Source organism: Acidobacteriota bacterium (genome assembly GCA_016195325.1).
Taxonomy (GTDB): domain Bacteria; phylum Acidobacteriota; class Polarisedimenticolia; order JACPZX01; family JACPZX01; genus JACPZX01.
Window position 1 is genome coordinate 19,850 of the sequence record JACPZX010000072.1, and the last position, 12,829, is coordinate 32,678.

The window sequence follows — 12,829 nt, forward strand, 5'->3', positions numbered from 1 at the left end:
TCCTCAATCCGCCGCGAGCGCCAGCTCCATGATCCCGGACAGTTCCCCCTCGCCCTCCTCGACCACGCGCGGCGATCGCTCACGCGCCACGAGCACGTAGATCGACGGCACCACGAACAGCGTGAACGCCGTCCCGATGATCATCCCCGTGACGAGCATGATCCCGATGCTGTTGCGCGCGCCGGCGCCCGGGCCGGTCGCGATGATGAGCGGGAAGTGCCCCATGACGGTCGCCGCGGTGGTCATGAGGATCGGCCGCAACCGCGTCGCCGAGGCCTCGATGACGGCGCGCGTCTTGTCGGCCCCGCGCTCCTGGAGCTGGTTCGCGAACTCGACGATCAGGATCCCGTTCTTCGACACCAGCCCGACGAGCGTGATGAGCCCGATCTGGCTGTAGATGTTCAGCGTCGTGAGGCCGAGGAACGAGAAGAGGAGCGCCCCCGAGATGGCGAGGGGGACCGAGCCGACGAGGATGATGAAAGGATCCCGGAAGCTCTCGAACTGCGCGGCGAGCACCAGGTAGATGAGGATCGCCGAGAGGAGGAAGGTGCCGAGGAACTTGCTCCCCTCGGTGCGGAGCTGCCGCGACTCGCCGGCGTAATCGACGGTGAACCCCGGCGGGAGGATGGTCTTCGCCTCGTCCTCGAGGACGCGCAGGGCGGCGTCGAGCGAGACCGGAGGCGGGATGACCCCCTGGATGCGCACGGCGTTGAGCTGCTGGAAGCGCTTCAGGTCGCGCGGCTCCGTCGTGGTCTTGAGCGAGGCGAAGGTCGAGAGGGGGACGAGCTTCCCCTCGGGCCCCTTCACGTAGACCTGCTGGAGCTGCTCGGGGGTGAGGCGCTCGGCGCGCTTGATCTGGGGGATGACCTTGTAGCTGCGCCCCTGGATGCTGAATCGGTTCACGAAGTTCCCGCCGAGCATCGTCGCGAGATCGCCGCCGGCCTCGCTCATGTTGACGCCGAGGGAGCGCACCTTGTCGCGATCGAAGACGACCTCGGTCTGCGGCTGATCGAACTTCACGTCGGCGTCGGCGAAGATGAAGAGGCCGCTCGCGAACGCCTTCTGGACGAGCTTGTCGGCGAACTCGACGAGCTGCGCGGGCTCGGCCGTCGAGGCGACGACGAAGTCCACGGGGAAGTTGCCTCCGCCCGGTAGCGGAGGCGGCGTCAGCGGGATCGCGCGGACGCCCGGGATCTTCCCGAGATCGGCCCCCGCCTGCATCATGAGCTGCGCGGTGCTCCGGGTCCTTTGGTTCCACGGCTTCGTGACCATCCCGCCGAAGCCGCCGGTCGGCGAGGTGATCTGGAAGGTGTTCTCCATCTCGGGGAAGGCGCGGAAGACGCCGTCGATTTTCGTCGCGAAGAGCATCGTCTGATCGAGGGTCGAGTTGGCCGACGTCTGGAGGACGGCGAAGACGACCCCCTGATCCTCGGCGGGCGCCAGCTCGCGCTGCGAGAGGAGGTAGAACGGGACGATGAGCGCGACCACGATTGCCCAGAGCGTGATCATGACCGGCCGGTACTTGAGCGTGCCGGTGAGGCCGCGCGTGTACAGGTCGCGGATCCGATCGAAGGTGCGGTTGACGACGGCCGCGAAGCCGCGCTCCGAGTCGCCGGAGCGCAGGAGCCTCGACCCCATCATCGGGGAAAGGGTCAGGGCGACGACGCCCGACACGATCACCGCCCCCGCGAGCGTGAAGGCGAACTCGCGGAAGAGCGCGCCGGTGAGGCCCCCCTGGATGCCGACGGGGGTGTAGACCGCCGCGAGGGTGATCGTCATCGCGATGATCGGGCCGACGAGCTCGCGCGCCGCCTGGATCGCCGCGGCGAGCGGTTTCTCGCCCGCGCGGAGGTGCCGCTCGACGTTTTCGACCATGACGATCGCGTCGTCGACGACCAGCCCCACGGAGAGGACGATCGCCAGGAGGGTCAGGAGGTTGATCGTGAACCCGGCGGCCAGCATCAGGAAGACGGCGCCGACGAGGGAGATCGGGATCGCGACGAACGGGATGACGACCGCCCGCGCCGAGCCAAGAAAGAGGAAGATCACCACGATGACGATGAGCAGCGTCTCGGTGAGGGTCTTGAGGACCTCGTCGAGGGCGCTGCGGATGTAGACGGTGGAGTCGTAGGGGATGCCGAGCTTCATCCCCGCGGGGAGCTGCGACTCGATCTCGGGCATCGCGGCCCGGACGGTCTCGACGACCTCGAGCGAGTTCGCCGTGGGCAGAGCCCAGACGCCCATGAAGGTCGCCGTCTGCCCGGAGAACCGGACCTCCGAGTCGTAGTTCTCGGCGCCGAGGACGACGTCGGCGATCTCGCCGAGGCGGACGATCGTGCCGCCGTCCTCCTTCACGACGAGCTGGCGGAACTCGTCGGGGGTCTTGAGGTCGGTGTTGGCCACGAGGTTCACCGACACCATCGACCCCTTGGTCGCGCCGAGCGCGGCGAGGTAATTGTTCTTCGACAGCGCGTCGCGGACGTCTCCGGGAGAGATGCCGAGCGCGGCCATCCGATCGGGCTTGAGCCAGACGCGCATCGCGAAGTTGCGATCGCCGAGGATGTCGGCGCGCTGGACCCCGCTGATCGCGCTGAGCTTCGGCTGCACCGCGCGGGTCAGGTAGTCGGTGATCTGGCTCTGCGTGAGATCGTTGGACGAGAATCCGATGTACATCGCCGCGAACTGGCTGTCCGCCGTCTGGATGGCGATGACCGGCGCCTGCGATTCGGGGGGGAGGTCGTTGCGGACCTGCGCCACCTTGGACTGTATCTGCGTCAGCGCCGCGTTCGTGTCGTAGTTCAGCTTCAGATGGACCGTGATCGTGCTGAGCCCCTGCGCGCTCGACGACTCGACGAAGTCGATGCCGTCGGCGCTCGCGATGACCCGCTCGAGGGGGGACGTGATGAAGCCGCGGACCAGGTCCGCGTTCGCCCCGACGTACACCGTCGTGACGGTGACGACCGCGATGTCGCTGCGCGGATACTGCCTCACCGCGAGCGACCGGACGGAATAGAGGCCCGCGATCAGGATGACGAGGTTGACCACGATCGCGAGGACGGGCCGCTTGATGAAAAGGTCGGTGATCTTCATCAGTTGTCCTCGGGCTTCGGCTTCGGGTCGTTCCCGGGCTGGACCTCGTTGTTCACGACGACGGCGACGCCGTTGCGGAGCTTGAAGACTCCGGCCGTCGCGATCTCCTCTCCGGGCTTCAGCCCCGAGAGGACGGCGATCTGATCTCCCCGCGACGGACCCAGCTTCACGAACTGCTGCCTCAGCCCCTTGTACGCGGCTCCGTCCGGCCCCTTCATCTCCTCGACCACGAAGACCGAGTCGCCGTACGGCGCGTACTTGATGGCCGAAGTGGGGATGGGGGTGACCTCGTCCTGGGCCTTCAGCGCGACCTCGGCGCGAACGAACATGCCGGGCCGCACGCGCCCGCTCGGGTTCGCGAAGACGGCCTGGACCTGCACGTTGCGCGTCTTCTCGTCGACGACCGAGGCGAGGGCGAAGACCTTGCCCGTCATTGAAAGGTCCTTCTGACCGTCGTCCGTGAGCCTCACCTCGGCTCCGGGGGGGACGAGCGCGAGATCCTGCTGCGGCACAGAGAAGTTCACGTAGATCGGGTCGAGGGCCTGGAGCTGGACGATCCGTTGACCGCTGTCGAGGTACTGGCCGAGATTGACTTCGCGGATGCCGAGGAGGCCCGTGAAGGGCGCGCGGATCGTCTTGCGCTGAATCGTCGCCTGGATCTCGCCGACGCTCGCCTCCGCCTGGCGAAACTCGGCCTCGGTGGCGTCGAGCTCCGACTGCGACGTGACCCCCTTCGCGCGCAGCCCCTGGATGCGGTCGCGCGAAAGGCGCGCGAGGTCGCGCTTCGCGATCGCGGCGGCCGCCTGGGCTTCCTCCTGCCGGGTGTCGAGGTGGACGAGGAGATCGCCCGCGGCGACCGTTCTGCCCGACTGAAAGGCGATCCTGTCGACGAGACCCGGGAGGTCCGCGCTGACCATCACCCCCTGGACGGCGGCGGTGGTGCCGATCGCCCCGAGCGTCTTTCGCCAGATCTCGGGCTTCGCGATCGTGGTCGTGATCGCCTCCGGGGGCGGCCTGTACGCCTGACCCTGCGCGATCGCCGCCTGGATCTGCCGTGTCTTGACGAACCCTATCGTCGCGAGGAAAAGCGTCATCGCGACGAGCATCAGGACCATTCGCTTAGCCATGAATCGGAGTCTCCATTCTGCGCGAGCGGATCATCGTGACCCCGCGGCGTCTGCGGGCCCGAGGTCGATACGGCGATCCGCGAGGAGCGTGCCCGTCGCGCGCGCCATCTCGGTGACCGCCTTGCGGTAGTCGGTCCGCGCCGAGATCTCGTCGAGGCGGGCGTGTGAAAGGTCATTCTGCCGCGTGAGGACGAGGAAGTTGGTCGACAGGCCGGCGGCGTAGCGATCGCGCTCGGCGGAGAGCTGCACTTCGGCCGCCTCGCGGGCGGCGCGCGACGAGCCGATCCGCTGCCCCGCCGTGTCCATCGCGGCCGCGGCGTCGAGGACCTCGGCGCGCACGGTTTTCCGGGCGCTCGACAGGAGCGTCTCGGCCTGCCTCGCGGCGCTCTGCGCCACCGCGACGTCGGCTTTCGCCGTCCGCCCGCCGATGGTGAAGCGGGCCTCGAGCCCCACGCGGCCGTCGCTGTATCGATTCTCGCCGAGCATCGAGAGCGAGTGCCCCCATCCGCCCTCGAGGACGCTCGGGATGATTGGCGGCGCTCCGGCAAACCCGGTGCCGAGCGGGTTCTCCCCGCCGGCGAGGCCGAAGCGATCGTACGCGACGATGGCGTCGAGAGCCGGTCGCGAGGCGTTGCGCGAGAACTCGACGGTCGAGCGCTGGCGATCGATGGCGGCCTGCGCCCCTTCGATCTCCGGGCGCGCGGCGAGCGCGCGCTGAAGCGCGCGATCGACGTCGATCGGCTCGGGCGAGACGTCGGGATCGTCCTGCGGCTCGATCCTCTCTCCCCATCCCTGCGCGTCGTCTCCGAGAATGAGGAGCTTCAGGGTGTTCTCGGCGCGCGCTTCCGATTCTCGCGACGCCGAGAGATCTCCCCGGCGGTTCTCGAGCTCGGCGCGCGGCTGGGCGATCTCGGTCTCGGGAGCGGCGCCCGCCTCGACGCGAAGCCGCGTCTGCTCGAGCTGCTCCTCGGCAAGCCGCACCGCCTCCTTACGCACGGAGATCTCCCGGCGGGCGGCGACGAGGCTCCAGTACGCCCGCTCGACGGCGGCAACCGAGTCCGTGACGGTCTCGCGGAGCCCGGCGCCGGCGGCGCGGCGATCGGCCGCCGCGACCCGCAGGCGGAGCCGGCCGGCGTCGATGCTGCGGCCTCGGAGAAGCGGCTGGCGGAATTCGACTCCGAGCTCGCTGCTGTACGCGGGCGAGAGAAGCGTGAAGTTGTTGTTGGTCGTCGTCCGCGAGAGGTTGGCGAGCACGGTGACCAGCGCCCCCGTCGGCAGGAGCTGCTCGAGGGTCGCCCCTGCATCGGCGGTGTGCGTCGTCGGCGCGAGCTCGCCTGGCGGCGCGCCGGAGAAGGCTGAGTTGACGGGCGTCAGCGCACGCCGGGCGTCGGCCGTCAGCTTCAGCGCCGGATCGTACGCCCCTTTCGCCCCCGAAACGTTCGCCTCGGCGGAGATCACGCTCTCGCGCTGGACGAGGATCGCCTCGTTCGTCGAGAGCGCCATCGCGATCGCCTGGTCGAGAGTGAGCGGGCGCTGCGTCGCCGAAGCGCCGGTGACCGCGGCCGCGGGGAGGGGGGCGGCCAGAAGAAGAGCCGTCAGCACGACGCGCGCCGCGTGCTTCACGAGCACCCCCCGTTCACGTGAACTTTCTGGATGCGGGGATCGATGGCGTCCGCGAAGAGCGCGATCAGCTTCGGGTCGATGGAGGCGAGCGCGCGCATCTCGAGGGAGGTCAGCTCCAGCCCGCATTCGGTCATCTCCTGGAGGGCGGCGCCCGGGCTCTCGGTGAACCTCTGGCGGAAGGCCTCGTCGGTGACGAGGCGGCCGATCACGCGTTCGACGCATCGCTGGCTCATGCCGGCGATGTATGTCAATCGGCGTGCCACCCGCCGCCGCCTCGCGCGCGGCGGCATAACGTCAAACACAGAATGGGGTTCGGCGCATTCCCTGGGGTGGAGCGGGGGCCGTCGCCAGGTCCCGCCTGCTGTCGATTCATCGACAGGTTGCCTGGTTCTCCGCACGTGGGCGCGGGACGGACGCCTCGCGTCCGCCCCGCGTCGGGTCAGCTGCCCGCCACCTGCCGGCGCTGGGCCGCCGGCTGCCCGTAGCGCTGCGTGGCATACCCGACGACCAGCCCGACGAGTCCACCGGGCAGCATGATCTCGAAGTAGTAGTGCTCGCCGGTGGCCGACGGCATCGCCGCGACGAGGAAGGCGAGGAAGAGCCCGACGACCAGCCCGAAGACGATCCCCTTCGGAACCGAGATCACCTTGCGGGAGAACCAGCCGATGAGGACTCCGGCGATGACCCCCTTGAGGGTGGAGCCGACGACGATGCCGGCCAGAATCGGCCGGACGGCGGGGGTGAACCACGCCGTCATCCCGTCGAAGATGCCGAGCACGCCGCCGACGATGAGCCCGAGAATGATCTTATTCATGAGCGACCTCCTGCGTGCAGATTACCCCTCCGGCCGGAATCCTTTGCGGGAGGAATCAACTTTCAGTGCAGGTAGTGGCCCACGGGCCCCTCGGCGCCGTCGCTCCCAATGCCGACGACCAGATAGAAGCGGCGGCCGACCGCGGGGGTGAAGGTGAGGGACGTGGACGTCGTCGTCCCGATCAGGGTGAAGGCGGGGGACGTCGGGAAGTTTCCCGGCGGCGTCGCCGGGCGGGCTGTCGCTGCGGAGTAGACGTGGTAGACCGCGCCGCCTGCCGCGAGGCAGAGGTCGGATGGCGCCGTCCAGTTCAGCGTCATCTTGCCTCCGCTGAAGGAGGCGAGGACCCCCGAGATCTCCGTGATCAGATTGCATCGATAGTGTGCGGTGTACGTCGTGTTCGACGGCTGCGTCGCGATGGAGTGCTGGAGCGCCCCGCCGTCCGACCAGTCGTTGAAGACGTACGTGTGGCCGTCCCCGGGCGTCTGCGGCGTGACGGCCCCGAGGGTGAAGGAGTGCCCGACCACGGCGGTCACGTCGGCGGGAGGCGTCATCGGCTTGCTGTTGAGCTGCAGAGCCAGATCGGCGCGCGGCGTGGCTCGGAACGACATCACGCTGAGGTTGGGGTAGATGAAGACGCTCTTCCGGTCCGTGAGAACCGCCGCGGACCCGACCGGAGCGCCGGTGTCGGAGGCGTCCAGGATGATCTCGTACGCGATGTTCGGGTCGGGCTCTCCCGTGGTGTCCGTCACGAAACTGCCCGAGGTGATCCCGCTGATGGGGCCGAGGAACGGGTGCGTGTGGACGTTGTGGTGAAAGACGATCGTCCAGTCGAAGCCGGACGCGGGGATCGTCCCCTCCTCGGGGTCTGACGCCGAGCCGGCGAAATTGATCGTGTCGCCGCCATTGAAGAAGCTCCCGTTCGCCGGCATCGAGATCGTGGCGGTCGGGGCTCGGTTCCCGGAGACGATGCGGATCGAGGCCGACGACGTGAGCGATCCGTCGCTCACCGTCAGCGACGCCGTGTACGAGCCTGCGATCGAGTAGGTGTGGTTCGGGGCGGCCGCCGTGGAGGTCCCGCCGTCGCCGAAGGCCCACGCGTACGTGAGGGTCGTGTTGGGGTCCACGTCGCTCGAGCCGGTGCCGTCGAAGTGGACGTTGAGGGGGTTGAGCCCGTTCGTGGGCGTCGCCGTCGCGATCGCTGAGGGCTGGTGGTTCGATCCGCCGACCCACGCGACCCGGTAAATCGTCTGGAAGTTGATGCTGCAATAGTAGAGCGCCCCGTCGGGGCCGACGCGCACGTGGGTGATGAAGGGGAGATTGGTCGCGAACTCCTCGACGCTCGTGGGCAGGTTGTTCGAGTCGAGCTGCATCCGGTAGACGACCTTCAGGGCGTAGTCGGCGTAGAAGAAGTTTCCGTTGTACTGGGCGGGGAAGTTCAGCGTGTTCATGAAGTCGCCGCCGATGATCGCGGCCCCTGTCCCGTTGTGGTTGTAGGAATAAATGGGATAGGTCATCCCCGCGACGCCCGGCGGCGCCGGCCCCTCGACGAGAGGCCAGCCGTAATCCTGCCCCTTCAGGATGACGTCGAGCTCCTCCCACGTGACGTCCCCGACGTCGCCGAGAAAGAGGTTGCCGGTCACCGGCTGGAACATGAAGCGCCACGCGTTCCGGAAGCCGAGCGCCCATACCTCGGGACGCGCGTTCGGATCGCTCACGAAGGGGTTGTCCGAAGGGATGGAGCCGTCGCGCGCGATCCGGAGCACTTTTCCGAGGAGCGACCCCCTGTCCTGCGCCGGGGAGAATTGAAAGTTGTCTCCCATCGTCACGTACAGCATCCCGTCCGGGCCGAAGCGCATGCCGCCGGACATGTGCATGATGCTGAGGAGCTCGGGGCCGTCCAGAAGCGTGGTGATGTTGAGGAGGCTGTTCCCCGACACCTCGGCCCGGATCACCTTGTTGTGCACGGGCGGGCCGAGGTCGGTGACGTAGAAGTAGATGAAGTGGTTGGTGAGGAAGTCGGGATCGATCGCGAGCCCGACCAGCCCCTCCTCGCCGTCGCTGGAGACGTTGGCGAGCTGGGTGACGACGGTGGGCGCGGGGTCCCCGACGTGCAGCACCTCGATCTTGCCCAGCTTGCTGATCAGCCAGATGTCCCCGGTCGGATCCCAGTCGAAGTCGGTGAGCTGGAACACGTCCACCGGCAGGTTCGTCTCGACGAACCCGGCGGGAACCGTGCCGGCATGCGCAATCGACAGCACGCCTGTCGCGATGAGAAGACACACGACGGGCGCCAGAAGGGTTTTTCGAGTCATTGAGCGTGAGACTCCGCACCACCTATTTACGTTCACCCGTGCGGGGGGGCAAGCCGGGCGTTCGGGTCAGTTGAACCCGTATTTCTGGATTCTCGTGTAAAGCTGGGCCCGGGTGAGCCCGAGGAGCCGGGCCGCCTGCGACTTGTTGCCCTTCGCGCTCCTGAGGGCCTGCTCGACGAACTTCCGCTCCATCTCCTGGAGCTGGACGCCCCCCGGCGGGAGGGGGGTGGCCGGATCCGTCCCCGGGGCCGGCGTCCGCTCGCGCGCGAGCTCGCTGCGGCCGATCGCCGCCGGGAGGTGCTCGTGCGTGATGAGCCCGCCGTCGCAGAGGAGGATGGCCCGCTCGATCGCGTTCCGGAGCTCGCGGACGTTGCCCGGCCAGCCGTAGGCGAGGAGCCACTGGCATGCGTCGCGGGAGATGCCCGCGGCGGGGCGCCCCATCGTCCGGCCGAGCTCATCGAGGAAGGACTCGGCGAGGGGAAGGATGTCGTCGGGACGCTCGCGCAGGGCCGGGATCTGGATCTCGAAGACGTTGAGCCGATAGTAGAGATCCTCGCGGAACTGTCCCCTGGCGATCGCCGTCGCCAGGTTCCGGTTGGTCGCGGCGACGACGCGCACGTCGGCGCGGAGGACTCGGGTCCCGCCGACGCGTTGGAACTCTCGCTCCTGCAGCACGCGCAGGAATTTCGCCTGGACGAGAGGGCTCATCTCGGTGATCTCGTCGAGAAAGAGAGTGCCGCCGGCCGCCTGCTCGAGCTGGCCGATCTTGGCCGCGACGGCTCCGGTGAAGGCCCCCTTCTCGTGGCCGAACAGCTCCGACTCGAGGAGCTGCTCCGGGAGCGCCGCGCAGTTGATCGCGATGAGCGGCTTCGCCGAGCGCGGCGATCCCTGGTGGATGAGGCGTGACACGACCTCCTTGCCCGTCCCCGACTCGCCCGTGATGAGGACCGTCGTCCCCGACGACGCGACGCGGCCGACCTGCGTGAGGACGTGCTTCCACGACCGCGAGACGCCGATGACGCGGCCGCGCCCCTGGGACTGCAGCTCGCGGGTCAGCGTCGCGACCGTCGCCTCGAGCCGCTCGGCGCGCTCGCGCGCCTCCGCGGCGAGGCGCGCTTCCTCGGCGAGCCGCTGATAGGACAGGGCGAGGGCGATCCGGTCCGCGATCCGGCGCGCGATCTCGACGTCGGCGTCGCCGTACCGCGATCGCTCCCGGTCGAAGAAGCTCACCGCGCCGTGGACCTCGCCCGACATCCAGACGGGGACCCTCAGCCACGAGAGCATGCCGCTCCCGAGGAGCAGGCGGTTCCTTTCCGTCGTGGGCTCGAGCTCCGCCGGGAGATCGCGGAAGATCTCCGACTCCATCCGGCAGCGCTCGGCCTCCTCCTGGGTCAGGTGCACCGGCTCGCTCGGAACGCGCGCGTCGATGCGTTTCGACTCGCCGATCGGCCGGATGGTCCGGGCCAGCGCGTCGAGCTCGGTGAGAACCATCAGATCGTGGGGCATCACCTCGCGCACCGCCTCGGCGATGCGCTCGAAGATCTCGCGGACGTCGAGCGACGGCGTGAGGGTCGCGAGGATCGACTCGAGCTGATCGAGGCGCTCGCGGCGCACGCGGTCGGCATCCCAGATCCTCCAGTGCTCCACCGCGGATCCGAGGAGGGCGGCGATCGGGGCGAGGACCTGCTGGTGCTCCTCCGTGAAGCCCGACGCGCGGCCGGAGCTGAGCCAGACGCCTCCCGAGAAGGCGTCCCCCGCGCGGAACGACTGCCAGAGGATGGATCGGACTCCCTTGTGGATGATCTCGGCGTCGAGACGGAACGACGGATCGAGCTCCGTCTCGGCGTCGTCGATGCGGAGGGGACCGGGCCGGGGGCGCATGCGCGGGGACCAGAGCTCGAGCGGCGTCGGGTCGGAGCAGGTGGGCTTCTCGTTCCCGCAGTCCCAGGTCGCGGCATGGACCACGGCGAGCCGCTCCTCGACGATGCGCACTACCCCCATGTTGTCGAAGGGGATCAGCTCGCGGACGGAGGCGGCCACCCGGTTGAAGACCTCCTGGAGCTCGAGCGTCTCCGACGCCGTCTCGGCGATGCGAGCCAGGACTTTGGCGACCGATTGGGGTTCCATGGAAGCTGGCATTCTAGAGCGCACCGGGGGAACTCTCCACGTCGCGCCCCCCCTCCCGCGCCGGCCCGCGCGGGCTGCGACCGGCACTCGCCGGTGTTAGAATCCCGGCCTCTGCCCCGCACGATCCCGTCCCCGCTCGCGACTCCGGAGGCCCCATGGAGCCCTACGCGTTCGCCAACGAGCCCTTCGTCGATTTCTCGAAGGACGAGAACCGGAACAAAATGCAGGAGGCGCTGTCGCACGTCGCCTCGAAGCTCGGCCGCACCTACCCGCTGATCATCGACGGAAAGAAAATCGAGCGGAAGGAGACCTTCGCGTCGCGGAACCCCGCGAAGAAGAGCCAGGTCATCGGCCACTTCGCCGCCGGGACGCGCGAGGACGTCGAGACGGCCCTCGCTGCGGCGTGGAAGGCCTTCGAGACGTGGCAGCACGTCGCTCCCGAGGACCGGGCTTCGGTTCTCTTCCGGTGCGCGTCGATCCTGAGGCGGCGCAAGTTCGAGATGTCGGCGTGGATGGTCCACGAGGTCGGCAAGCCCTGGGCCGAGGCCGACGCCGACACCGCCGAGGCGATCGACTTCTGCGAGTTCTACGCGCGCGAGGCGCTGCGCCTTGCCGGCAAGCACCCGCTGACCCGCGTCCCGCACGAGCGCAACGAGCTCCGCTACATCCCGCTCGGCGCCGGCGCCGCCATCCCGCCGTGGAACTTCCCGCTCGCCATCATGGCCGGCATGACCGTCGCCGCGGTCGTCACCGGGAACACGATCGTGATGAAGCCGAGCAGCGACGCCCCCGCCATCGCCTACGCCTTCATGGAGGTGCTCGAGGAGGCCGGGCTGCCGCCGGGGGTCGTGAACTTCCTGAGCGGAGCGGGTGCGACGGTCGGCGATCCCCTCATCGATCATCCGAGGACCCGCTTCGTCGCCTTCACGGGATCGAAGGAGGTCGGTCTCAGGATCAACGAGCGCGCGGCGAAGCCGAACCCCGGGCAGATCTGGATCAAGAGGGTCATCGTCGAGATGGGCGGGAAGGACGCCATCCTCGTCGCCGACGACGCGGACGTCGACGAGGCCGCGCGCGGCATCGTCGCCTCGGCCTTCGGCTACTCGGGCCAGAAGTGCTCCGCGTGCTCGCGCGCTATCGTCGACGCGAAGGTGTACGACGCCGTTCTCGAGAAGGTGGCCGCCGGGACGCGGGCGATCACCGTCGGCGATCCGACCGATCCGAAGACCCAGATGGGACCGGTCATCAATGATCGCGCCCAGGCCACCATCCTCGGCTACGTCGAGGCGGGGAAGCGCGAGGGAAGGCTCGTCACGGGTGGCGAGGCGGGCTCGCCCGACGGCTCCTTCGTCCAGCCGACCGTCATCGCCGACGTTCCGGCGAGGGGGAAGATCGCACAGGAGGAGATCTTCGGCCCCGTCCTCGCGGTCATCAAGGCCAAGGACTTCGAGGACGGCCTGCGGATCGCGAACGACACCGAGTTCGGCCTGACTGGCGCGGTCTACACCCGATCGCCGGAGCGCATCGCCGACGCGAAGCGGCGATTCCACGTGGGGAACCTCTACGTGAACAGGAAGTGCACGGGCGCGATGGTGGGGGTCCACCCCTTCGGCGGCTTCAACATGTCGGGGACGGATTCAAAAGCGGGCGGACACGACTACCTCCTGCTCTTCACGCAGGCGAAGGCGATCAGCGAAAAGGTATGAGGCGAACGCATGTGGCTTGGCGCGACGGAT

At 68.6% G+C, this 12,829-nt stretch carries 8 protein-coding genes; 1 reads left to right on the forward strand and 7 read right to left on the reverse strand.

What is annotated here, in order from left to right; translation table 11 throughout:
* Positions 1 to 3 precede the first annotated feature (3 nt).
* The 7 genes from HY049_13520 to HY049_13550 form a co-directional block, all read right to left on the reverse strand.
* The gene (locus HY049_13520) at positions 4 to 3,090 is read right to left on the reverse strand and encodes an efflux RND transporter permease subunit (protein MBI3449920.1); all 3,087 of its coding nucleotides are present in this window, start codon (positions 3,088 to 3,090) and stop codon (positions 4 to 6) included.
* Entirely contained in the window at positions 3,090 to 4,217 is a 1,128-nt protein-coding gene (locus tag HY049_13525; protein ID MBI3449921.1) for an efflux RND transporter periplasmic adaptor subunit, read from the reverse strand. Before HY049_13525 ends, HY049_13520 begins: the two co-directional genes overlap by 1 nt.
* A 30-nt stretch (positions 4,218 to 4,247) precedes the next feature.
* Complete coding sequence (locus HY049_13530) at positions 4,248 to 5,840, reverse strand: TolC family protein (GenBank protein ID MBI3449922.1); 1,593 nt, start codon at positions 5,838 to 5,840, stop codon at positions 4,248 to 4,250.
* Positions 5,837 to 6,049: a hypothetical protein gene (locus HY049_13535; protein MBI3449923.1), complete on the reverse strand. Its 213-nt coding sequence runs from the start codon at positions 6,047 to 6,049 to the stop codon at positions 5,837 to 5,839. Before HY049_13535 ends, HY049_13530 begins: the two co-directional genes overlap by 4 nt.
* Before the next feature lie 230 nt (positions 6,050 to 6,279).
* Positions 6,280 to 6,654: a hypothetical protein gene (locus tag HY049_13540; protein ID MBI3449924.1), complete on the reverse strand. Its 375-nt coding sequence runs from the start codon at positions 6,652 to 6,654 to the stop codon at positions 6,280 to 6,282.
* A 62-nt stretch (positions 6,655 to 6,716) separates the two neighbouring features.
* Positions 6,717 to 8,966, reverse strand: a complete 2,250-nt coding sequence (locus HY049_13545; GenBank protein ID MBI3449925.1) for a PQQ-dependent sugar dehydrogenase — start codon at positions 8,964 to 8,966, stop codon at positions 6,717 to 6,719.
* A 66-nt stretch (positions 8,967 to 9,032) separates the two neighbouring features.
* Positions 9,033 to 11,093 carry a sigma 54-interacting transcriptional regulator gene (locus tag HY049_13550; GenBank protein MBI3449926.1) on the reverse strand — a complete coding sequence of 687 codons (2,061 nt, stop codon included), beginning with the start codon at positions 11,091 to 11,093 and terminating at the stop codon, positions 9,033 to 9,035.
* 155 nt (positions 11,094 to 11,248) lie between these two features.
* On the opposite strand from HY049_13550, the gene pruA reads away from it, so the two are divergent.
* Positions 11,249 to 12,799, forward strand: coding sequence for an L-glutamate gamma-semialdehyde dehydrogenase (gene pruA / locus HY049_13555; protein ID MBI3449927.1), 1,551 nt, complete (start codon positions 11,249 to 11,251; stop codon positions 12,797 to 12,799).
* The last annotated feature ends 30 nt before the right edge of the window (positions 12,800 to 12,829 follow it).

Bases quoted from the DNA above. Each gene is read 5' to 3' on its own strand.
- HY049_13540 (MBI3449924.1), bottom strand. From the start codon at position 6,654: ATGAATAAGATCATTCTCGGGCTCATCGTCGGCGGCGTGCTCGGCATC.
- HY049_13520 (MBI3449920.1), bottom strand. From the start codon at position 3,090: ATGAAGATCACCGACCTTTTCATCAAGCGGCCCGTCCTCGCGATCGTG.
- pruA (MBI3449927.1), top strand. From the start codon at position 11,249: ATGGAGCCCTACGCGTTCGCCAACGAGCCCTTCGTCGATTTCTCGAAG.
- HY049_13545 (MBI3449925.1), bottom strand. From the start codon at position 8,966: ATGACTCGAAAAACCCTTCTGGCGCCCGTCGTGTGTCTTCTCATCGCG.
- HY049_13550 (MBI3449926.1), bottom strand. From the start codon at position 11,093: ATGGAACCCCAATCGGTCGCCAAAGTCCTGGCTCGCATCGCCGAGACG.
- HY049_13525 (MBI3449921.1), bottom strand. From the start codon at position 4,217: ATGGCTAAGCGAATGGTCCTGATGCTCGTCGCGATGACGCTTTTCCTC.